Below are 20,523 nucleotides of genomic sequence, written 5' to 3'. Positions count from 1 at the left end.
TTTACATTCAAACGAAATGATCATCGCCCGTTCACTCGCCTGTTTTTACAAGTGAGGCACTGATAAACCAGCTGGAGAACACATGAAAAACCTCAAATCGAATCTCCAGCTAATGGCCTGTACGTTGCTTGCGAGCGTGAGCTTATTACTGACGAGCGGTCATTTCACAGCGGCCTTAGCGTCTGATCAGGACCTGATCCTCATTGCTGCACCATCCATTGCTGATACCTACGATGACCCCGAGTATGCAGCGCTGTTTCAGGATATCGTGGATTTCGACATCACCTACGCAAATGCTATTTATGGCAACGACGAGGTGCGGATCGTTGTAGATGCACAGACGCGGTCTTACTTTAAAGGCAAGGTGCCGGACGAGGTCCTTATCAATGACTATCTCCCGCACATTTGGGCGCGGGATTACACCGTCATCAACCCAGGCAAACCAGTTCAGTTCCGCTATACTCCTGTCACCTTTGAAGGTGATCAGTCGGTCGCAGATGAAATGCAGGGCGGCTTCAATGCCTTTGCCAATGCGAAAGGGCTGACATTTGCTCAAACCGACTACCTGTTGGATGGCGGTAATATCGTTGATAACCACGCAGGCCGGGTGATCACCACAACGCGCTTTCTGGAAGACAATGACCTGTCCTATGAAGACGGCAAGGCAGTTTTGAAGGAGCTGCTGAACGCGAAAGAAGTCGCGATCTTGCCTCCAGATGAAGAGGTGATGGCCCACAGCGATGGCATGGCGATGTTTGCGGAAGACAACACCATCATCCTCAACCGCTACGATGATCCCATGAGGACCGAGATCACCGAGGAACTGGAGGCATCTTTTCCTGGCATCAAGATTGTTGAAGTCGACGCTATGTGGGATGAAGCTGATCTGTCCAGCGCCTGCGGGGTCAACGTCAACGCGACGATGACCAGCAAATTCATCTACATGCCGCATTTTGGCGACCAGAACAGCAATGATGTCTTAGAGACCATCCAAGCCAACACCAGCAAGACGGTTATTCCGGTACCAGCCAGCAAAGTGTGTAAGCTGGGCGGTTCAGTCCGTTGCCTCACCCTTCAGCTGAAAGGTAAGGCGGCACAGGCAGTTCTGAGAGATTAGGTCAGCCAACACGGGTCACTGCTCTGCTGCACTCAGAAAATCTGGCCGATTGCATCCAGAAGGCCCAGTGTCGCTGTTAGCAACAAAAAGCCACCCAAGCCCGGCACGACCCAGTTAAACACTTTGCTTTCATCAAAGACCTGAAGCGAGATCTGTCCCAGAAAACCGTAGGCTAAAAAGCAGATCAGAGCGATCAGACCGATGGGCAGAAAAACAGAGCTCAACGCCCCAACGCTTGCTACAATTTCGCTGTTAACGAACTGCGGAAACAACGCCACAAAAAACAGGATCGCTTTTGGGTTGAAGAAGGCAATCAGAAATCCAGTCTGAAACCCTTCTGTCGCTTTGGAAAGCTGTTTCTCCGATCCTGCAGTATCCAACCGGAAGCTGCTGCCGTGGCGGATAAAGATGTAGCCGATATAGGCGATATACAGCGCTCCAACCGCCTGCACTGTGAGCAGAACCCGGGGTTCCAGCGACACCACGGAGCGGAAGGCGAAAAAGGCAATCAGGGCTTGCCCTAAAGAGGCGGTGACATTCCCCAGCGCAGGCGGAACAACACCGTTCACGCCCCCCCGTGCGCCCTCAGCAAACGCAAGCGCCATACTGGGACCGGGGATAATCGACACAGAGAAAATAGCTATGCAATACAAGATGAGTTGGTCTGCACTCATTTAAATTCTTTCAATAACATTCTGGCGATTGTTCGCGGTGTAGTCGTGACTGATCACACCTGTTTGAATCGCCTCTCCAATTTTAAAATCTTCATGGATGTAGTCATCAATAACCTTCTGGCCTTCTTCCTTTTTCAGAAGCCTGACAATATGGCCTGTGAAAACGTCTTCCAAAATGGAAAGACACTACTCATGTTCACCCTCAATAATCAGGGCTTCACCCACTAATTCTTGCAATGTCGAAATCTGAGCAGCATCCATGTCTCCTGCATCGACCATGACTTGGAGTCAGTCCTTTTTCAAGCCTTCATAGAACAACGGGAAGGAGGTTCAGAGTATCCTGATCTACTCTTGCCTGAATAATGCTCTTTGGTTTCCGCCCGACCGCACTACTGTTCACTGCCATAGAGTTGTGAGGCTATTTCGGGTCTTTTTTCTTTGCAATCACCAGCTGACCGGCGATTGGATGTCCTTGTTCCAAACGTAGGACCATTTCAGTCCGATCAAGGAGTTCGAGATTGTTCTGCTTCAGCAGGTACTCAAGGTAATCCTGCGAGTGGGCATAGCGACAGTACTTTCCCATGAGATAAGGCTGGCCGCCAAATGCCTCTTCCGGCTGGGTCTCCGTTGAAAAGAGGAAAATACCACCGGGAGCCATGTTCCGGGCAATATTTAAAAACATCTCATCCAAAGTTCCATTGTATGGAATGACATCTGTAGAGATCACAAGGTCCCAGGGTTCAAAACGGCTTTGCTTCAGAAACTGAGTGATCTCACCTTGATGCAAGACATCATAAATCTCTTTCTCTCTTGCTTTCTCAAGCATCTCAGCAGAAAGGTCTAAACCGATTGTGTGTGTGACCTGATCCTTGAGCACCTCACAGCAGAGTCCTGTTCCACAACCAAGGTCCAGCATTCGCTTGAAAGGTCCAACCTCAAGCGCAGCCATTCTCTCCTTAACTTTTTCAGGGAGGGCGTATCTCAGGCCTTCCAGTAGCCTTTTGTCAAAGGTCTCAGACATTTGGCCGAATAGCATCTGCACATGTGCTTCAGGCATACTGCTGGGTACATTGCCTTTGCCAATAGCTGCCAGATGAAGTGCAGCGCCAATACTATCTTCTGGATCATTGCGCAGAATGTCCTCAAAGGCCTCTGCGGCTTCATCATATTTGCCTGCAGCTTCCAAGTCTAAAGCGTTGTTAAGCTCAAAAAAACTGGAAAGAATATCTGCAACCGGATCAAACTGATTTTCGTCGTCAATACCATTTTTCATGACTACAGCTCTCTGGTTTTATTAGAGCGCAGTGAGCCATAAAACACTTAATTACCTATCCGCACAGTCCTGTTGATCTTTCGAAAACTGTAATCAGTACGCGAATGGCTACGAAAGTTTCATGTGCTTGATCTCTCAAGGAAACGTGGCGATATCGCAATTTTAAAATGGAATTTGAAGAGGCTCTATGAGCCATGAGGAGGAGGGAATTAAAGGCGTCAGTCCACGGCAACGCGGACTGACGCTATATTTGCTTAGCCGAGGATTTTGCCAAGGCTCATGGCAACCATCTTGTCGCCGCCGATCTTGATCTTACCCATCATCACAGCTGTCATAGGGTTGACGGAACCATCCACCAAGCCTTTGAAGGTCTTCGCAGAGCAAGAGATTGTGCAATCAGCCTCTGCTTCTTCTGCCCGCGCGCCGTTCTCGTCGACGATGATGAAGCCCTCATCCTTGATGTTGAGCGCGATCGACTTTGACATATCGACGCCATCAAGCTTGCCGTTGATTCCGGATACGATCTTCTGGATGAATTCGGACATCTGTTCCTCTGGCTATTTTCTGTTCAGGGAGGGCAGGACCCTCCCAATTGTTGCAGCTACCTAACCCTATTGCCTGCAAACTACAAGCGCCTCAATGGTCTAGTATAGGTTAACCGCTAAACCAATTCGTCATAGTGCCAGGCGATATGGTCTTGCATAAAGGAGGCAATGCAATAGTAGCTGTGATCGTAGCCACCATGCATGCGCAGAGTCAGGTCAACGCCTTCGTCACGGCAAACCTTTTCAAAGACCCAAGGCTTCAGTTGCTCTTCCAGGAACCCATCGGCAGAGCCCTGATCGATCAGGATGCGGCCTTTCCAGCCGCGAGACTTGACCAGCTCACAGGCATCATAATTTGCCCATGTGGAGCGATCTTCACCGAGGTAACCTGAGAAGGCTTTCTCACCCCACGGGCAGTTGATTGGGTTCACAATTGGCGCGAATGCAGACACGCTCTTGAACAGGCCCGGGTTCTTCAACGCTAGCGTCAACGCGCCATGACCACCCATGGAGTGACCCGTCAGGCCCAGAGCGCTCAGATCAATCGGGAAGTGTTCCTCCAAGATCTCCGGCAGCTCCTGCGTGATGTACTCTTCCATGCGGTAGTGCCTGGCCCAAGGCTCCTGCGTGGCGTTCAGGTAAAAGCCAGCGCTTTTGCCCATGTCCCAGCCATCATCATCCGCCACATCGTCACCACGTGGAGACGTATCCGGTGCAACGATGATCATGCCCATCTCTGCTGCTGCACGCTGGCTGCCAGCTTTGGAGACCATGTTTTCCCAGGTACAGGTGAGACCGGAGAGGAACATCAGGGTAGGACACTCTTCGCCATTCAACGCACGGCGCGGCAGAAACACCGCAAACTCCATTGGGGTGCCGGTGGACTTGCTGTCATGGCGATAAACACGCTGCTCGCCATCAAAACAGCGCCAGCTTTGGATCAGCTCAATCATAATAGCTCTCTCACAGCGTACTTCCGAAAAGCGGTTCCGGTTTTCGGACAAGAATACGCATTAAAATGAAGGCCTAAGCAGAGCAGATGTCCGCTTAGACCTTATCAATACGAAAACCCAGAGTATGGCTTAGAACGTCACAACCGAACGGATGGACTTGCCTTCATGCATCAGATCAAACGCAGTGTTGATCTCATCCAGCGGCATGGTGTGGGTGATCATGTGGTCAATGTCGATCTTGCCATCCATGTACCAGTCCACGATCTTCGGCACATCCGTACGACCACGCGCGCCGCCGAATGCAGTGCCTCTCCAGGAACGACCTGTCACCAGCTGGAATGGACGGGTGGAGATTTCCTGACCTGCGCCAGCAACACCGATGATGATGCTTTCGCCCCAGCCTTTGTGGCTGCACTCAAGCGCCTGACGCATGGTGGTTGGGTGGCCAATACACTCAAAGGTGTAATCCGCACCGCCGCCTGTCAGGTCAACAAGGTAAGGAACCAGATCGCCTTCAACTTCCTTCGGGTTGACGAAGTCAGTCATACCATACTGTTCCGCAAGCGCCTTTTTGCCTGGGTTGAGGTCAACACCAACAATCTGGTCAGCACCGATCAGACGAAGGCCCTGCACAACGTTAAGACCAATACCGCCAAGACCAAACACAATAGCCTTACAACCCGGCTCAGCCTTTGCTGTGTTGATCACGGCGCCAACACCTGTGGTTACACCACAACCGATGTAGCAAACCTTATCAAACGGCGCGTCCTTGCGGATCTTCGCCAGAGAAATCTCAGGCAGAACGGTGAAGTTGGAGAAGGTACTGGTGCCCATGTAGTGGTGAATCTTTTCACCATTGATGGAGAAGCGGCTGGACCCGTCTGGCATTACGCCTGCACCCTGTGTGGAGCGGATGGACTGACACAGGTTGGTCTTCGGGTTAAGGCAGTACTCACACTCGCGGCATTCCGGTGTGTAAAGCGGGATCACATGATCGCCCGGCTTCAGCGAGGTAACGCCTTTGCCCACTTCGCGCACAATGCCTGCGCCTTCGTGGCCTAAGATGGCCGGGAACAGACCTTCCGGGTCATCACCGGACAGGGTGAAGGCGTCTGTGTGACAGATACCTGTTGCCATGATTTCAACCAGAACCTCAAAAGGCTTCGGGCCGTCCAGCTGAACTGTCTCGATGGAAAGAGGGGCTCCGGCTTTATAAGCAACAGCGGCGCGTGTATCCATATTGTGAACCTATACGTCTTGTTATAGACCCGCCGGATGTGGCGGGACCTCCCCAAAATTGATTAAAGCGGCGCACACCTCCCGCGTGTCACCCCTAAACTTGCACCAGTAACTTATAACGCGCAGAACCACGAATTGCATCAGCGAATTCAGGAGTTTTGCGTAGAGACTAAAGTTAGTAACAAACAACATATTTGAGTGCACAGAGTGGACGTCATTGCGCAATTCAATCATTGCTTTGTTGTCTTCAGGAGAAAAATATGAGTGGCATGACAAAGAGCAAGATTCTCGAGTTTTTGCGAGGGTATCCGGTTTATCTTTTTGCGCTGGCACTCGCAGGCATCACGGCCTGTCTCACTTTCTACCTGATTGCTATTTTTCCTCCTATCGGCTTTGTGATCTTGTATATCCTGCAAGACAGGATCCCGCTCACAACGATCATCCCTTTCATTGCAGGGCCCGCTCTACCGGCTGCCATTGTCTTTCATCTCATTCTCAGAAGAACACGGCTCAGGCTCCCTGTTGGCGCCAACCTCATCAGCTATTTGGCTGGCACCAGCACAGCCATTTTGCTCATGCCCGTCATCGCAACGCCGTCAGTTACAATGCTCGAAGGTTTCCTCATCTTCATCGGCCTTGCCTGCACCGCAGGCTACGTGTTCGTCTATTGGCAGCGCATTCCAAAACGCTCTAAAGCAGATACTTGATCGCCAGAACGATACCGCCAAGCAGCAGTAGTGTTTCCGCGACGATAACAAACAGGTGCTGGTGGCCGAGGCTGACGAGGGTTTTCAGGGTGGTCATGACTCCAAGTGCTGAGATCGCAATGACGAGGCACCAGGTGGAAGCATCGACGAGGATCAGGCGCGGTGTCTCAGGTATCCAGCCCAGTGAATTCACCACAACCAGTGCTGCAAACCCGAAGGCGAAATAAGGGACAGGGGCTTTGGTCTGCAGAGCAGTCGTTGCGGCGTTGCTTTTGGTGTGCAACCACTTGGCGGACCACACAGAGATGATGAAAATCACCGGCAGCAACATCATCACCCGCATCAGCTTGACCACAGTGCCAATCTCACCTGCGCTGTCTGACACCGCGAACCCAGCACCCACCACCTGCGCCACATCATGAATGGTCGCGCCAAAGAAGATGCCGAGCTGCACATCGGTAAGGCCGAACATCTGTCCGATGCTGGGGTAAAGGATCATCGCGAGGGTTGAGAGGGCTGTTACGGCAATAACCGTGAACAGCGTGTTTTGTTCGTTTTCCTTGGAGTTTGGCAATACGGAGGAAATTGCCAGCGCCGCAGATGCTCCGCAAATGCCAACAGCGCCTCCTGTCAGCAATCCAAAACTGGCGGAGCGACCGAGTAACCGAGCCACCACAAGGCCAACAAACAGCATGGCCAGCACCGAGAGGATCACAAGAGCCAGCGTTTGCCAACCGAGCGCAAGGATCTGTGCAAAGGAGACGCGCAGGCCAAGCAGGATCACGCCCAGTCGCAGCACCTTTTTAGCCGCAAAACTCAGGCCTGCCTGACAGTTTCCATCCTCATAAATAGAATGCACGGCCATACCAATGAGCAGGGCGTAAAGCATCACCGGCCCGCCCTGATGCTCGGAGATGTAACGCGCAGCAATGGCGATCACTGTTGCAATAATAAGGCCAGGAATGATCTCACGCCCCTCTTTCATCCACTTGGAGAAGAACGGGCCAGAGCTTTCCGGTTGATCTGGCAGGCTGGAGTCGGCTGGCATGAAACTCACCCTTGCAAGTGCCTTTGGTCCCCAGTGCTTCAGTTAAGAAGCACTTCAGACACCATAAGGATGCTGCATGGTGAAGTGGTTACGCCGGCCAAAGAAACCGCCACACCCCATGGCAATTCAGGGGTGTGGCCTGACTGTTTGGCGGGAGCCTATTGTGTTTCGCTAACCTTTGCTTGCTGCACAGAGTCGCCAACAAGGCTGAGTGCCAGTCCCGCACACGCAATGAACGCAGTGAGGGCAAGCACCAGCCATCCGGTGTATTCAACCGATGTGACGAAACCAACGAACAAGCCGGAGAGTGGCAGAGTGAAGTTGTTGAACAGGATGATCACACCAACCGTCTTACCATAATCTTCTGGCGGAATGATCTTCTGCCGAGCACTGCGGATGTAGACGTTAAACATGCTGTCAAAGCCAAGGATCACACAGTACCCCAACAGGTAAATCCAGTAGTTGCTCGTGAACCCGGTGATCACACCGCCAACAACCAACCCGCTGTATGAAATAATGCCGATATGAGTCAGCTTCAGGCGGCTCGCACCTGTAACCAGCAAAACCGCAAAGGTGACAATCGCCCCAACGGATTGCAGCAGCGCGTAGAATTCCTCGGACTGCTCATAAAGGCCGGTGACCATACTGGCAGAGGTTGCCAGTGTGACACCGAAGACCAGATTGACCAGCGCAGTGAGCGCCACAATGCGCTTCAACCCCGGCAGGTAAAACAGATGGTTGAGCGCAATGCGGAATGGCTTGGTCCAATGCCCATCCAGCGGCTTGGCCTCTTTCAGCTCCACGTCACTGAGACGGCGCCAGATGGAGATGAGCGCATCGGCACAAACAAACAGCGCGCCTGACATGACCACGACAATTTCCCAGCCGAACACGTTGAACAGAGCCGCGGCAATAACCGGCCCCAACACGATGCAAATCTGGTCAACACTCTGCGCGTAGGACTGCACTTTAGTGAAGGTCACGTCTTTGAAGATTTGCGGCAGCATCACTTCGCGAGCCATGAACCCTTGTGTCGTGAGCACGCCTGAGAGGGCCGCGATGGCAACAATCCAGCCCACATGAGGCATAAAATATTGGCCAACAAGGCCAAGGGCACAGACCAGTGAGCGGCCTGCCTGAGAAATGCGGATCAACGTGACCGGAGAAAAACGGTCTGCCAGAATTCCGCAGACGGGAAAGCACAGAATGCGCGGCAGCGTTTCAGCCGCAAAGGCAAGGCCGGAAAGCGACACACTGCCAGTGGTTTGGAAGACAACAAGAGGAACGACGAAAAGCAGCAGTTGGTCTCCTAAACGAGAACCAAACATGGAGCCAAAGAACACAAAAACGGAGCTTTTCACTCTGTATTCCAGTCATAATTGGATGAGGAACGAATAGTAGGGCTCGCGGCACAAGAGCAATCTGCTGAAGATCAGGGGAGGTGGGAGAAGGCCATCAGCCTAGGAGGATCAGCTTGCAGGTTGCGTCGGCGAGTTATTTTTATGGGGCGATCTTGGTTTGAAGATCATCCAGAAAGAGAGAAACAGTCTCCTTGTTTACGCGGAAATACACCCAGTTGCTGTTGCGCGTGAGCGTCACCAGACCGGCATTCACCAGCACCTTCATATGGTTGGTTGCTGTGGGTTGAGAAATGCCGAGTTTTCGAGCAATTGCTCCCAAACAAACCCCATGCTCAATCAGGTCGCCATGCTTCTGCGGCGGAAAATGCGCCTCAGGGTCCTGAAGCCACTCCAGAATGGTCAACCTGTTCTCATTGGCGAGAGTTTTAAGGATTTCAATCAAGCTCATGTAAATAACATATAGGCAGCAAGCTATATAGCAACATTACTATATAGCTTATCAACTATATTCAAGGATCCGCATTGGAGAGGGACATGCACTCTCCTCATCTCAAGCTTTCACAACACCATTGAAACCACCCGGAAAATGCGATGTTATTGGTGTATTACTCATAGTTCATTACTTTCGGAAAATCCTTCCCATGTCACACCTTCAGCTAAATTTCTCCAACGTGGTCAGCGCATTGTTCGCTACCCTGCTTTCATCTACAAACGCGTAGGCAAAGCATTTCTATCCACTATCGCTGGAAATTAAAGAAAGGGACATCCCATCATCGTGTTCAATCATGGCAATGGACGTACCGCCTCAGTGTGGAATACTATCGCATAGAGTTTCTGCCCCCAATGGTTTTTGACGCATAGCGGAGTCACGTTACTCAACTTCAGATTGTTTGTGGAATTAGAATGATGAGTTCAGAAGTAGGTGCAGGCGTAACAGGTAACATGGTAACCGATACGAAAACTCGTGACGGAGTTTTTGAACACAAAGGGATATCAATCTGGTGGCTCTTCTTCGCTGGGTCGGTGGTTTTGTTGGCATGGGTAGGAAACCTATATTTACCTTATCTGGAACTATCTGTTCCTGGGCTTCCAGAGATGCAACTAGTAAGAGAACGAGGGACTTTTGGCGACCAGTTTGGAGCCGTCAATGCTTTATTTTCAGGGTTGGCTCTGACTGGTCTTGTCTATGGAATTTTGCAGCAGCAAGTGACATTAAACGTAGCGCGGGATGAACTGAATATCGCTCGTCATGAGGCAACTCGCACCAAGACTATGCTAGATGAGCAGCGAGAGGCATTAGAGGAGCAAAATAGGGTTAATCGAAAACAAGCATTCGAAAGCAATCTGTTTGAGCTCTTGCGAAAAAACACAGAAGTGCTTGAAGTAGCTACTGAAGGTAATCCAAAGAGCAAATTTCACAACAAAGGTGCGATTGCCTTTGAAGTCACCCTTGAAAATTACAATCATCAGGTACAAAGCAAAACAGTTGGCTACGAGTGGACGGGATTTTACACGTCACACCAAAGCACTTTCTCCAACTATGCTTGGCATTCATCCCTCGTAATTGAGTTCATTATTGAGGCAAATTATGCGTCTTTCGGATTCGACACTGAAGAAGAAGGACGTCAGTTTTACTTCAACTTGTTCTTTTTGCAGATACCACCTAACGCTATTTGGGGACTTGCTGCTTGTTATCTTCACGAACAGTTCTCAAACGTCCTATCCAGTGCTTTGACGGTAGATATTATCGCATTTGCCAAAAGAGCCGGAATTTTCGGATATAGCCCTTCAATTATTGAAGCCTACAAAGAGCTGTCTTGCTCCGAAGAGGTATCTGCGTAATGTATCAGTAGCGCATTTGCAATCGAATGTCTGATCAGTGTTGAGCAGAGAGCGTACAACTTAGAGGTAGTTCCAGCCTTCATACGGCATACCTCTTCATCAGACGGCCAAAGAGCAAATATAGATTTTCTTAAGGCAACAGCTTCGCCTTTGTATCCAAATAGCGTGGCTATTGTGTTGATAGTGCCATAAACCCCAAACAGGTAAAGCAAGCCAGCAAACAAGGTGAGACTATCAACTTCAGAGCCCCTGAGAAACCACATTTGATCGGCGGCAGCTCACAAGCCACCGCCAATCAGCGCGTTTCAGAGCATCTACGCTAGCTCGCAGAAACCAGTGCGAGTGCACGGATGGGACTGCCGGTTCCATCGGCGATCTTGAGTGGAGCGGCGATCAGGATGGCGCCTTTTGGAGGTAGCTTGTCCAGATTAGCGAGGCTGGCGAGGCCGTAGCGGTTGGCAGCGTGCAGCAAGTTGTGCGCAGGGTAGGGTGGTTCCATCCCTCCGGCGCATCCCGCATCTGTGCCAATACACTCATTACCCCAGCCGAGAATGCCTTTGGAGAGGATATACTCAATGCAATCAACGGTTGGCCCCGGTGAGTGCGGTCCATTCTCATCTACATTGAGAAACTTTGCTTCATCGGTGTTGCGGTGATACCAATCGCTGCGCATGACAACCCATTCGCCAGCATTGATCGATCCATGCTCAGCTTCCCACTCCTTCACACGGTCAGCCGTCAGCAGGAAATCAGGGTTTGCAGCAGTCTCGGCGGAGCAATCAATCACGTTGACAGGCGCCACAAAATTCTGCGGTGAGATGGTGTCGGTATATCCATCTGCATAATCTTTTCCGGTGATCCAGTGATGCGGGGCATCAAAGTGAGTGCCGGAGTGCTCACCCAGCTTCATCCAGTTCCACGCAAAGAACGGTCCGTCCGCATCATATTCGGAGATCTTATGAATCTCCACTTTCGGCGTGTTTTTGGCAAAGTCAGGTGGCAGTTGTAAAATGGGAGTTTCTGGCCCCAATCGACCTGACAGGTCAATCACCTCCACATCTCCAGTAATCAGTTTTGTGCCAAGGTCTTCCAATATGCTTTTGGTCAGCATCCCTCTTTCTCCCTCCCAGAAAGTGGACATTTTTAATATGAGAAACCAACCGTCCCGTAAGATTTCTCAGGGACCACGCTAAACATATTCATATGTATACGCAAATATTTTCCGCAGAGTAAGTCTTGCAGATGTGCAGCCACGTGCATGGGACCGCACAGTACTCAAACCGTCTTTTACATCCTGGGAGGACACTATTATTTTTCGCAGGTAGAGGCTGTCAGGAAGCAGCGTCAATCAACGCCTTGGCCGCAATCTTGGCTTCGCCTGCCGGGTCTTTGCTGTTGCCAAAATGCGCGGTAATAATCGCGCCTTCCTGTAGCATAAGCAGTTGCCGCGCCAACGCTTCTGGATTTTTCAGAGCAGCCGCTTCAACCAGTGTCAGCACACCCTCGTACATGGCATTTCGCTGCTCAACGGTTTGCTGGTGAATGGGGTGGTCAGGTTCCGGGTATTCCGAGCTGGCTTTGATGAACATGCAACTCTTGAAGGTGTCTTCCTTGAACCACTCATCCAGCACATCAAACAGCGCAAGCAGTTGATCTCTGGGTTCACTCGCCAGCTCAGCAACCCGCTGTGCAGACCAGTTGTGAAACTGCTCCTCACGCAGCTTCAGCGCAGCAAGGATCAGTTCATCCTTGCTTTTGAAATGCTTGTACATGGAGGTTTTGGAGATGCCGGATTCTGCCACCAGCATATCCATGCCCGTTGCGTGAAATCCGTTTCTGTAGAAGGTTTCCATCGCCTGTTGTACGAGTTCATCTCGTTTATTTTTGCGCATACCAACCTCTGGGTTTACTGATCAGTACATATAACGAAAAAAATATGGCCGAACAAGGGAATTCATTTTAGCCGCAAAATCAAAGGGCTTTTCTAAGTCTCGTGACGGGCATCACACACCTCGCGATTTGGTGAATTGACCAAATGAACAGATCGGTACACCTTAGCAATCAGCACTGTACCGATCAGTAAACAATAAGAGGTAACAATATGCTCAACTTATCTATGCGCCCCCTGACAGAAGATGCGGCACTCGCAAAGGTAAGAGCTGCGGAGGATGCGTGGAACTCACGCTGCCCGACTATTGTTATCCGAAACCTGTCTCGCGATTGCATGTGGCATGACCGGAACCAGACGATCGAAGGCCGACCACAGATTATGGGTTTCCTTTCCGCCAAATGGAAAACCCAGCTCCACTACCGCCACATCAAAGAGCTTTGGAGTTATAACCAAAACCGTTTCTCAATTCGCATTGTCAGCGAATGGCGCACCATACACAACAAGTGGTTCCGCTCCTGCGGCAACGAGAACTGGGAATTTGACACCAAAGGCTTGATGAAGAAGCGGATCACCTGCATCACCGATACGGAGATCAACGAAAACGAACGCCTGTTTGCCTGGCCCTTTGGCCGCCGCCCGGATCACCACCCGGGTCTGTCCGAAATGAACTTATAACGAGCTCCACCGGAGGAATGCGTCCATCCGCTTCAAGTGCCAAGCACGGCCCCATCGACTTGGCCTTTTCAGAACACTGCGGACCTATCCCAGTTCCTCCCGCTCCACCCAGAGCAATGCGACGGCTCCTTCTACCCAAAGGACCGTCGCATTTTCTGTTGTAGCTCCTATATTCAGAGATATTCATCAGATATCTCGGAAGTTTTTATGCCCAAAGCCTTTGCCAAGATTGCCTTTACGCCTGCTGCTCAATCTTTTCAGGACCGCTATGGCACCAAAGAAGCCTACGCTACATTTCTGGAAGGGGAGGAGTTGACGGGTCATCAAATTGAACCAGACCACGCCGCATTCATCAGCCGTATGGACGGGTTCTACCTCTCAACACTCTCACAGACTGGTTGGCCGTATGTGCAGTTTAAAGGCGGGCCAAGAGGTTTTCTGAGGGTGCTGGATGACCAGCATCTTGCGTATGCCGACTATCGCGGCAACCGGCAATATCTCAGTGCTGGAAACATCTCTCAAAACGCCCGCGTGTCTCTCATACTGGTGGACTATGAAACACAGCAGAGGCTCAAAATCTGGGGTGAGGCGCAGATTACCTCCCTTGAGGAAGACCGGGAGTTTGTCATGGATCTCATGCCTGCAAACTATAAGGCTGATCCAGAGCGCGCTATTACTATTAAAACAAAAGCACTTGAGTGGGATTGCCCAAGACATATTCCTAAGCGTGCTTCTGTAGCACTTTAAAATTGGCTGCCTTATACTTCAAAGTGCCTTGATTTTAAGGAGTACAAGCCATGCCTCATATTGTTGTTTATTCCCCTCGTCTTAGCCGCGAAAAGAAAGCTGCCTGTGTTGCAGCTTTAACCGAAGCATTTTGCACCACAACAGGTTTAGCCAGAGACCACCTCGTGATTCATCTTGAGGAACATTCATATGATAATATTGCGGTGGCTGGAAAACTGCTGACAGATACCATTCCTGAGATTGCAGTGGGTGAGAAACCGCTTCAGGAAGTCAACGAGTAAGCTCACAGACCAGCGTGTAACAAGCACAACGGGTGAAGGCCCGCAGGATAGAGTTCATATCCAGCGGGCGCCCACAGTCATGCCATACGCAATCTAACTGTTCTTTGAGCCCGTCATCCGGATGGTTGCGTCGCTGCGTTCAAAGACCTTTGGGGAGAGCGCGATGCCCAAACCCGGTGCGGTGGGGGCGAGCAGGTAGCCATTTTCGAATACTGGCAAACCTTCCATCAACTCGCTGTACCAGCCGAAGTAGAATGCCCGCACCATCTCCTGAACCAGTGCATTGGGTAGGTTTATGGAAAGGTGCACGGCTGCGGTCAAAAGCCCCGGCCCGGTGCAGTCGTGTGGCGCGACGGGCAACTCGTAGGTTTCTGCCATGGTGGCGATCTTCTTGGCTTCTGTCAGGCCGCCGCACCAACCGATATCCAGCATGCAGACATCCGTGGCCCGCTTTTCAAACAGCTCGCGGAAAGACCAGCGGGTGGCAAGGTTCTCGCTGGCCGTGACCCAAGTCTCAGCACGGCGGGCGTATTCTGCCAGTGCATCCACGTTGGTCATCTTGATCGGGTCTTCCAGCCAGAACACGTTGTAGGGCTTCAGCGCACGAGCAATCTTTTCAGCCATAGGCAGGTTCCACACGCTGTGCAGCTCCACATGGATGTCCATGGCATCCCCAACAGCCTCACGAATTTTCTTGAACGGGCGCAGACCGGCCTCCAGATCTTCCGGCGAGATGTAGGTGCCGTTGGTTTTGACAGCGAACTGATCAAACGGCCAGATCTTCATGCCGCGAAAGCCCATATCCAGCAGGCTTTTCGCCAGAGTGCCTGCATCGGAGAGGAAAGCCTTCAGATCCTCATAGGGGCCTTCAGAGACAGAGTCCGTGCTCCAGTCTTCTGTGGTGTTGACCTGCTTGTCCTTCACATACTCATAACCTGCACAGGTGTTGTAAGCGCGGATCTTGTCTCGGCTTTTGCCACCCAGCAGTTGGTGCACCGGTACGCCAAGTGTCTTGCCCGCAAGGTCCCACAGCGCGATATCAATGGCAGAGGCGGCCCGCATTTCAGCTCCCGTGGAGTTGAACCCACAAATGGGGTTGAGCAACAGGCGAGAGATGGCATCAATCTGGGTTGGGTCACGGCCAATCAGTTCCTGCCCCAGTGTTTCGTGGATGAACCCGCAAACCGCATCTGAGCCATAAAAGGTTTCGCCCAGACCAAAGCTGCCCGCATCCGTATGCACGCGCACCCAGGTTACATTGCGAAATTCTTTGAGATTGATGGTTTCAATGCCGGTGATTTTCATGTTGTGTCTCGGAGAAAGGAGTTGGGGAGAGGGGATGACAGCTCAGTCAGAGGCGAGGCGGTCACGCTCGTTTTGCATCACAACGTTGGCCAATGAGTTCTCGCGGATCTCTTCGTTCAGTTCATCCAGATCAAGATCATAGGCCGCGCGGTCAATAATGCGGACAGATGCTTTACGAGCCGCCTCCGCATCCCGCAGACGAATGGCTTCCAGAAGGTGGCGGTGGCGTTCCAGACTGTCACTGAGTTCGCTGGCAGCTTCCGTGGTTTTCTTGATCAGGACATACACCGCAGGCATGGTGCTGCGCCCAATCTGCACCCAGACCAGATTATGGGTCGCCTGATAGATCGCCTCGTGAAACTGAATGTCATACTGCTGGAAGTGCTTGTCGCGATAGGTCAGGTCGTCCTTCTGCATGGCCGCATACATGCCGTTCCAAGCCGCTTCTATCTTCATCAGATCCTTTGCCGTGGCCCGGCGGGCGGCTTCCATAGCAATAAACGGTTCAACAGACGTGCGGAACCGGAAAATCTCCCGGGCAAAGATCAATGTGTTGCCACCATACTGCGCGATCCACGTGGCCACTTGCGGGGAGAGGATGTTCCATTCCTGATAGTCTTTGACGCGTGTGCCAAAGCCGGAAATTCGCTCAATGATGCCGTGATTGGTGAAGGTTGCCAGAGCGCTGCGCATGGTGGCGCGGCTCACACCAAACTGGTCCGTGAGCTCAAGTTCCTTGGGCAGAAAGTCACCGGGCTTGAGCTCAGCAGAAAACAACTGCCGAGCCAGTTCCTCGGTGATCTGATCTCGCAGATCCTGAGTGTATGTCGATACCATCACGCTTCAGCCTCATCAAAAGAGCAGAAAGATAAGACAACCCTATCCATGTCTGACATACAATTAAATATGACTGACTACTTAGATGTCAACATGCAAACATCGCGCGTAAACTCATCACGCAAAGCTATATTATGTCACAATACGAAGTACACACAAATACAAATAGAGATTAATCAATGCATAATCTTGAAGAATTATAAGTATAGATCGCACACCCAACTATTACGGCACCCATATTTTTCTGCTTCAGTCGTGTGGAGCAGGAGAGATATGGATGCCGCATATCATATCAGATGAACGGGGTTACACCATATGCCCTTCCACAACGACACTCTCAGGCGTGCTTTGATCTTTGAGGCGCTCATTCTCCGGGTCCCAAAGTGGTTCATCCGGCTGTACGATTGCCTTGTAGGGCTTGCCGTAAATTTTGATGGTCAGCTCAGTTCCCGGTTTTGCCAGATCAGCCTGCACGACACCAAGCGCGATGGAGGCATTGACGCGGTAGCCCCACCCGCCAGAGGTGACTTCCCCCACCATGTGATCCCCATGCCAAATGGTGGACATGTAAGGAGCGTCATACTCGCCCGCCTCCACGATCATCGTCACGAAGCGGCGGTTCACACCATCTGCCTGTTCTTTCAGCAGTGCGGCTTTGCCGGGGAAGTTCTGCGGCTTATCAAGCTTCACGAACCGGTCCAGACCAGCCTCCAGCAAGGTATAGTCGGTTGAGAGGTCTCCTTTCCAGCTGCGATAGCCTTTCTCCAACCGCAGGGCATTGAGCGCGTACATGCCAAACGGTTTGGCCCCAGCTGCAAGGACCGCCTGATAAATCTCTGGCATATCCTGAATGTTGGCGTGGATTTCCCAGCCCAATTCTCCCGCAAAAGAGACGCGCACCAACATCACAGCCTTACCAAGCATGGTGGCTTGTTGCAGGCTCAGCCAACTGAGAGACAGGTCCGCTTTGAGCATGGGAGCAAGCAGTTGACGGGCCTTTGGGCCGGTGACGATCAGTGTTGTTGTGTCCGTTGTCTGGTCTTCCAGAACCAATCCTTCTGGCAGGCAGGCTTTGAGCAGCTCAAAGTCATGCCACTGGGCCAACGCAGCAGTGATCAACGTGAACTCGTCTGCACCATGACGCAGGATCGACATTTCCGTCAGGACTCGGCCACGATCATCGGGGAAGTAGCCAAGGGTCATGCGGCCAACTTTGGGGAGACCTCCGGCGACCTGCCCTCGCAGCCAGTCAGCGGCGCCTGTGCCGGAAAGTTTGAACCGCGAGAAGCCGGGGAGGTCCAGCACGCCGACATGGTCGCGTACGGCCTCACACTCCTCACTCACCCGCTGTTCCCATGGGCCGGAGCGGGTCCATGTTTGCGTGGCCTCGTGAGAGGTATCGTCGCCCGTTTGCGCAAACCAATTGGCCCGTTCCCAACCATTGTAAGCTCCCATCTGTCCACCCAGTTCCAGCAGTCTGGTGTGGTTGGGGGAGAGCTTGCGGTCCCGACCAGCTGGCCATTCGTGATGGGGAAAGTGCATGGCGTACTCGTGGCCGTAGACTTCCTTCGCCTTATCGATGCAATACTGCTTATCGGTGTAATCGGTGTACCGTCTTGGATCGACCGCCCACATGTCCCACTCGGTCTGGCCGTGTACAATCCATTCTGCCGCCACTTTGCCAGCCCCGCCGCCCTGCGCAATGCCGAACGTGAAGGAGTGCGCCTCAAACGCGTTGGGCACACCGGGCATGGGGCCAATCATAGGCAAGCCATCAGGCGCATAGGGGATTGGGCCGTTGATGTTGCGTTTCACGCCTTGCGTTCCGAGCAAAGGCACGCGGGCCATGGCATCTTCGATGTAAAACTCCAACCGTTCCAGATCATCGGGATAGAGCTGGAAGCTGAAGTCATCCGGCATAGGGTCGTCTGATGAGGTCCATGCGGTTCGGCAGGCCCGCTCATAGGGGCCCAGGTTGAACCCACCTGTTTCCTGCCGCAGGTAATAGGAGGTATCAGGATCACGCAGCATGGGCAGCTTGCGGCCCTGCGCCTTGGTCCATGCCTCCACCTCAGGAACAGCCTCTGTCATGAAATACTGATGGCTCATGGTAACGGAAGGCACACTGCGCCCGCCATACGGCTCAAACCATTCACCCACGCGAGCAGCATAATAGCCGGCTGCATTCACCACAGACTCGCAGCGGATCTCGCCTGCCTCAGTACAAACGATCCATTCCCCACCTTCGCGGCGCACGCCTGTGACAGGGGTAAACCGCAGAATGCGGGCTCCCAGCTCCCGTGCGCCTTTGGCAAGGGCTTGTGTCACCTGCGCCGGATCGATATCGCCGTCCAGCGGATCCCAAAGACCGCCCTCCAGATCGTGCGTTTCCATAAAGGGGAAGTGTTTTTGCAGCTGCTCAGGCGTACACATATCCATGGTCAGGCCCATATGCTCAGCCATGGCCGCCACATGCTCAAACTCCATCATCCGGTTGTGGCTGTGGGCCAGTCGGACCGCGCCGGTGACATGATAGTTGATGGGATAGTCCACCTCATCAGCCAGCCTGCGATACAGCTCCAAGCCGTAGCGCTGCATGTTCATCACCGCATAGCTGGTGGCGAAGTTGGGACAGTTGCCCGCTGCATGCCACGTGGAGCCTGCCGTCAACTCATTCTTTTCCAGAAGAACGCAGTCACTCCAGCCCAGTTTTGCCAGATGGTACAGCGTGGAAACGCCGACAACGCCCCCGCCGATAATAACAACCCGCGCGGTGGTTGGGATAGACATGCGCACCTCCTCCAAAATCTATTCGTTTATCATGTAGTCCTCTCCCGTTTTCTCTGTGAGACGGGTATTGTTCTTGCTTGAAAACGTATGTTTGAGGAACGCCCCTAGTAAACCGGCGGCGAAATCACCCAGATGGCGACGGCAGGCTCGGCGTACGGATTGGACCAGCGATAGGATGTCTCCTTGATGCGGAAACTGTCTCCAGCCTCCACTGTGAAGGCCTCCTCTCCAATCCACACATCCAGCTTGCCAGAGACCATGTAGGCCACCTCCTGCGTTGGGCGGGTAATCGCCTCGCTGCGGTGAGAGCCCGGCTGAAAGGTGGAATGGATCATCTCAAAGCTGTCGGTCAGGTCTGGTGATACCAGTGTTTCCAGCAGGCCTTTGTCACGCTCGCCAATCACCCGGCGGTTGCCATCCCGCACTACACGACCTCTCTCATTTTCCGGCGCGTCTGCATTGCCGAATAACAGGGAGAGCTGAACACCAAACACCTCGGCAAACTGCTTCAGGTCCGTATGGCGCGGCGTGGATTTATCCCGCTCCACCTGAGAGAGCCAGCCGACCGAGCGACCGAGTTGTTTTGCCAGATCTTCCAGCGTCAAATCGCGCGCAATACGAAGCGCCTTCAGATCTTCTCCCAATGTGCTTGTAATGGTCATGTATCGCGATGCCGTGAAATATTTCCCGATATTTTCACCAATCGCCGTGAAATTATCAAGTATTTTTTCACGAAAGGTCAGAGAACATGGTGGCCAGAAACGCTACAAGGACATATTTTCATAGCTGCATCAAACAGTTAGAAAATATTACTCGCCACCTGTATTAGTTGCGGTGAATGTATCACTACCCTTTTACTTTTCAGGATGCCGGTTCCGAAGCACCTATAGCTTTTTGCTATAAGTGTCTAAAAAAATGATTGTTGTGGCAACATCGTCGATAAAGTAGCTTCCATCGCGATTGAGGGGGATTTAATCGTGAGCCATAATTCATATCGCATCTGCTTAGGATCAGCGATCATACCCGCTTTGGTATTTTCGACGGCTATGATTACACCAGTTTCATTGACGGCATTCTGAAGCTGACGGCCAACGGACAGGATCTGGACGACATCTTCGCCCCCCCTCGGACTGCGTGCTCAATACTGGATCGATCTCGGCTCGGCAATCGGTCATTAGGGCGGATGCGGCCTTCGGCCTGAACTGCAATGGCTGTTTCGGATCCAACTTCACCGATTA

The 20,523-nt window shown here is 52.1% G+C and carries 21 protein-coding genes; 6 read left to right on the top strand and 15 right to left on the bottom strand.

Going from position 1 to position 20,523, the window contains the following annotated elements:
* Nucleotides 1-82 precede the first annotated feature (82 nt).
* Nucleotides 83-1,117, top strand: coding sequence for an agmatine deiminase family protein (locus PsWM33_RS19150; protein WP_063301287.1), 1,035 nt, complete (start codon nucleotides 83-85; stop codon nucleotides 1,115-1,117).
* 32 nt (nucleotides 1,118-1,149) lie between these two features.
* Here PsWM33_RS19150 and PsWM33_RS19145 read toward each other — a convergent pair whose 3' ends face one another.
* From PsWM33_RS19145 to PsWM33_RS19125, 5 genes are all read right to left on the bottom strand, one after another.
* On the bottom strand, nucleotides 1,150-1,791 hold the full coding sequence (locus PsWM33_RS19145; protein WP_063301286.1) for a LysE family translocator: 642 nt from the start codon (nucleotides 1,789-1,791) through the stop codon (nucleotides 1,150-1,152).
* 418 nt (nucleotides 1,792-2,209) lie between these two features.
* Complete coding sequence (locus PsWM33_RS19140) at nucleotides 2,210-3,064, bottom strand: methyltransferase domain-containing protein (RefSeq protein ID WP_063301285.1); 855 nt, start codon at nucleotides 3,062-3,064, stop codon at nucleotides 2,210-2,212.
* 254 nt (nucleotides 3,065-3,318) lie between these two features.
* On the bottom strand, nucleotides 3,319-3,609 hold the full coding sequence (locus PsWM33_RS19135; RefSeq protein ID WP_063301284.1) for an SCP2 sterol-binding domain-containing protein: 291 nt from the start codon (nucleotides 3,607-3,609) through the stop codon (nucleotides 3,319-3,321).
* Nucleotides 3,610-3,725: 116 nt separating this feature from the next.
* Nucleotides 3,726-4,562: an S-formylglutathione hydrolase gene (fghA, locus tag PsWM33_RS19130; RefSeq protein ID WP_063301283.1), complete on the bottom strand. Its 837-nt coding sequence runs from the start codon at nucleotides 4,560-4,562 to the stop codon at nucleotides 3,726-3,728.
* A 129-nt stretch (nucleotides 4,563-4,691) separates the two neighbouring features.
* Nucleotides 4,692-5,801, bottom strand: coding sequence for an S-(hydroxymethyl)glutathione dehydrogenase/class III alcohol dehydrogenase (locus PsWM33_RS19125; protein ID WP_057461388.1), 1,110 nt, complete (start codon nucleotides 5,799-5,801; stop codon nucleotides 4,692-4,694).
* 260 nt (nucleotides 5,802-6,061) lie between these two features.
* Between PsWM33_RS19125 and PsWM33_RS19115 the strand changes: the two genes are divergently transcribed.
* The gene (locus PsWM33_RS19115) at nucleotides 6,062-6,508 is read left to right on the top strand and encodes a hypothetical protein (RefSeq protein WP_063301282.1); all 447 of its coding nucleotides are present in this window, start codon (nucleotides 6,062-6,064) and stop codon (nucleotides 6,506-6,508) included.
* Here the strand turns inward: PsWM33_RS19115 and PsWM33_RS19110 are convergent.
* From PsWM33_RS19110 to PsWM33_RS19100, 3 genes are all read right to left on the bottom strand, one after another.
* On the bottom strand, nucleotides 6,492-7,556 hold the full coding sequence (locus tag PsWM33_RS19110) for a YeiH family protein (protein ID WP_063301281.1): 1,065 nt from the start codon (nucleotides 7,554-7,556) through the stop codon (nucleotides 6,492-6,494). The genes PsWM33_RS19115 and PsWM33_RS19110 overlap by 17 nt on opposite strands.
* 158 nt (nucleotides 7,557-7,714) lie before the next feature.
* Nucleotides 7,715-8,917: an MFS transporter gene (locus PsWM33_RS19105; RefSeq protein ID WP_063301280.1), complete on the bottom strand. Its 1,203-nt coding sequence runs from the start codon at nucleotides 8,915-8,917 to the stop codon at nucleotides 7,715-7,717.
* A gap of 139 nt (nucleotides 8,918-9,056) precedes the next feature.
* Complete coding sequence (locus PsWM33_RS19100) at nucleotides 9,057-9,365, bottom strand: ArsR/SmtB family transcription factor (RefSeq protein WP_063301279.1); 309 nt, start codon at nucleotides 9,363-9,365, stop codon at nucleotides 9,057-9,059.
* 455 nt (nucleotides 9,366-9,820) lie between these two features.
* Here PsWM33_RS19100 and PsWM33_RS19095 point away from each other — a divergent pair, with 455 nt between their 5' ends.
* The gene (locus PsWM33_RS19095; RefSeq protein ID WP_206599016.1) at nucleotides 9,821-10,759 is read left to right on the top strand and encodes a hypothetical protein; all 939 of its coding nucleotides are present in this window, start codon (nucleotides 9,821-9,823) and stop codon (nucleotides 10,757-10,759) included.
* A 319-nt stretch (nucleotides 10,760-11,078) separates the two neighbouring features.
* Here the strand turns inward: PsWM33_RS19095 and PsWM33_RS19090 are convergent, their stop codons facing one another.
* On the bottom strand, nucleotides 11,079-11,870 hold the full coding sequence (locus tag PsWM33_RS19090) for a cyclase family protein (RefSeq protein WP_063287543.1): 792 nt from the start codon (nucleotides 11,868-11,870) through the stop codon (nucleotides 11,079-11,081).
* A 220-nt stretch (nucleotides 11,871-12,090) separates the two neighbouring features.
* Nucleotides 12,091-12,651, bottom strand: coding sequence for a TetR/AcrR family transcriptional regulator (locus PsWM33_RS19085; protein ID WP_057461396.1), 561 nt, complete (start codon nucleotides 12,649-12,651; stop codon nucleotides 12,091-12,093).
* Nucleotides 12,652-12,860: 209 nt separating this feature from the next.
* On the opposite strand from PsWM33_RS19085, the gene PsWM33_RS19080 reads away from it, so the two are divergent.
* The 3 genes from PsWM33_RS19080 (at nucleotide 12,861) to PsWM33_RS19070 (ending at nucleotide 14,353) form a co-directional block, all read left to right on the top strand.
* On the top strand, nucleotides 12,861-13,325 hold the full coding sequence (locus PsWM33_RS19080; protein ID WP_063287541.1) for a DUF1348 family protein: 465 nt from the start codon (nucleotides 12,861-12,863) through the stop codon (nucleotides 13,323-13,325).
* A 207-nt stretch (nucleotides 13,326-13,532) separates the two neighbouring features.
* On the top strand, nucleotides 13,533-14,072 hold the full coding sequence (locus PsWM33_RS19075; RefSeq protein WP_063301277.1) for a pyridoxamine 5'-phosphate oxidase family protein: 540 nt from the start codon (nucleotides 13,533-13,535) through the stop codon (nucleotides 14,070-14,072).
* A 50-nt stretch (nucleotides 14,073-14,122) separates the two neighbouring features.
* Entirely contained in the window at nucleotides 14,123-14,353 is a 231-nt protein-coding gene (locus PsWM33_RS19070) for a tautomerase family protein (protein WP_063293390.1), read from the top strand.
* A 93-nt stretch (nucleotides 14,354-14,446) separates the two neighbouring features.
* Here the strand turns inward: PsWM33_RS19070 and PsWM33_RS19065 are convergent, their stop codons facing one another.
* The 5 genes from PsWM33_RS19065 to PsWM33_RS27745 all read right to left on the bottom strand — a co-directional run.
* A complete protein-coding gene (locus PsWM33_RS19065) occupies nucleotides 14,447-15,658 on the bottom strand; it encodes a mandelate racemase/muconate lactonizing enzyme family protein (RefSeq protein ID WP_063301276.1) in 1,212 nt (403 codons plus the stop codon).
* A gap of 42 nt (nucleotides 15,659-15,700) precedes the next feature.
* Nucleotides 15,701-16,495 (bottom strand): FadR/GntR family transcriptional regulator, encoded by a 795-nt coding sequence (locus PsWM33_RS19060; protein WP_063301275.1) that lies wholly within the window; start codon nucleotides 16,493-16,495, stop codon nucleotides 15,701-15,703.
* Nucleotides 16,496-16,801: 306 nt separating this feature from the next.
* Nucleotides 16,802-19,285, bottom strand: a complete 2,484-nt coding sequence (locus PsWM33_RS19055; protein ID WP_063301274.1) for a GcvT family protein — start codon at nucleotides 19,283-19,285, stop codon at nucleotides 16,802-16,804.
* Nucleotides 19,286-19,389: 104 nt separating this feature from the next.
* A complete protein-coding gene (locus PsWM33_RS19050) occupies nucleotides 19,390-19,947 on the bottom strand; it encodes a helix-turn-helix domain-containing protein (protein WP_063301273.1) in 558 nt (185 codons plus the stop codon).
* Between the two features lie 388 nt (nucleotides 19,948-20,335).
* Nucleotides 20,336-20,523 (bottom strand): hypothetical protein (locus tag PsWM33_RS27745; protein ID WP_206599015.1); only part of this gene is annotated, 188 nt, incomplete at its 5' end.

Source organism: Pseudovibrio sp. WM33, assembly GCF_001623165.1.
Classification (GTDB): domain Bacteria; phylum Pseudomonadota; class Alphaproteobacteria; order Rhizobiales; family Stappiaceae; genus Pseudovibrio.
Note: the sequence above shows the minus strand (reverse complement) of the source record. Positions and strands in the feature narration are given on the sequence as shown.

What these genes read in the sequence shown, in the direction of transcription:
- PsWM33_RS19150 (WP_063301287.1), top strand. Translation starts at nt 83, where the DNA reads ATGAAAAACCTCAAATCGAATCTCCAGCTAATGGCCTGTACGTTGCTT.
- PsWM33_RS19145 (WP_063301286.1), bottom strand. Translation starts at nt 1,791, where the DNA reads ATGAGTGCAGACCAACTCATCTTGTATTGCATAGCTATTTTCTCTGTG.
- PsWM33_RS19140 (WP_063301285.1), bottom strand. Translation starts at nt 3,064, where the DNA reads ATGAAAAATGGTATTGACGACGAAAATCAGTTTGATCCGGTTGCAGAT.
- PsWM33_RS19135 (WP_063301284.1), bottom strand. Translation starts at nt 3,609, where the DNA reads ATGTCCGAATTCATCCAGAAGATCGTATCCGGAATCAACGGCAAGCTT.
- fghA (WP_063301283.1), bottom strand. Translation starts at nt 4,562, where the DNA reads ATGATTGAGCTGATCCAAAGCTGGCGCTGTTTTGATGGCGAGCAGCGT.
- PsWM33_RS19125 (WP_057461388.1), bottom strand. Translation starts at nt 5,801, where the DNA reads ATGGATACACGCGCCGCTGTTGCTTATAAAGCCGGAGCCCCTCTTTCC.
- PsWM33_RS19115 (WP_063301282.1), top strand. Translation starts at nt 6,062, where the DNA reads ATGAGTGGCATGACAAAGAGCAAGATTCTCGAGTTTTTGCGAGGGTAT.
- PsWM33_RS19110 (WP_063301281.1), bottom strand. Translation starts at nt 7,556, where the DNA reads ATGCCAGCCGACTCCAGCCTGCCAGATCAACCGGAAAGCTCTGGCCCG.
- PsWM33_RS19100 (WP_063301279.1), bottom strand. Translation starts at nt 9,365, where the DNA reads ATGAGCTTGATTGAAATCCTTAAAACTCTCGCCAATGAGAACAGGTTG.
- PsWM33_RS19095 (WP_206599016.1), top strand. Translation starts at nt 9,821, where the DNA reads ATGATGAGTTCAGAAGTAGGTGCAGGCGTAACAGGTAACATGGTAACC.
- PsWM33_RS19090 (WP_063287543.1), bottom strand. Translation starts at nt 11,870, where the DNA reads ATGCTGACCAAAAGCATATTGGAAGACCTTGGCACAAAACTGATTACT.
- PsWM33_RS19085 (WP_057461396.1), bottom strand. Translation starts at nt 12,651, where the DNA reads ATGCGCAAAAATAAACGAGATGAACTCGTACAACAGGCGATGGAAACC.
- PsWM33_RS19080 (WP_063287541.1), top strand. Translation starts at nt 12,861, where the DNA reads ATGCTCAACTTATCTATGCGCCCCCTGACAGAAGATGCGGCACTCGCA.
- PsWM33_RS19075 (WP_063301277.1), top strand. Translation starts at nt 13,533, where the DNA reads ATGCCCAAAGCCTTTGCCAAGATTGCCTTTACGCCTGCTGCTCAATCT.
- PsWM33_RS19070 (WP_063293390.1), top strand. Translation starts at nt 14,123, where the DNA reads ATGCCTCATATTGTTGTTTATTCCCCTCGTCTTAGCCGCGAAAAGAAA.
- PsWM33_RS19065 (WP_063301276.1), bottom strand. Translation starts at nt 15,658, where the DNA reads ATGAAAATCACCGGCATTGAAACCATCAATCTCAAAGAATTTCGCAAT.
- PsWM33_RS19060 (WP_063301275.1), bottom strand. Translation starts at nt 16,495, where the DNA reads ATGGTATCGACATACACTCAGGATCTGCGAGATCAGATCACCGAGGAA.
- PsWM33_RS19055 (WP_063301274.1), bottom strand. Translation starts at nt 19,285, where the DNA reads ATGTCTATCCCAACCACCGCGCGGGTTGTTATTATCGGCGGGGGCGTT.
- PsWM33_RS19050 (WP_063301273.1), bottom strand. Translation starts at nt 19,947, where the DNA reads ATGACCATTACAAGCACATTGGGAGAAGATCTGAAGGCGCTTCGTATT.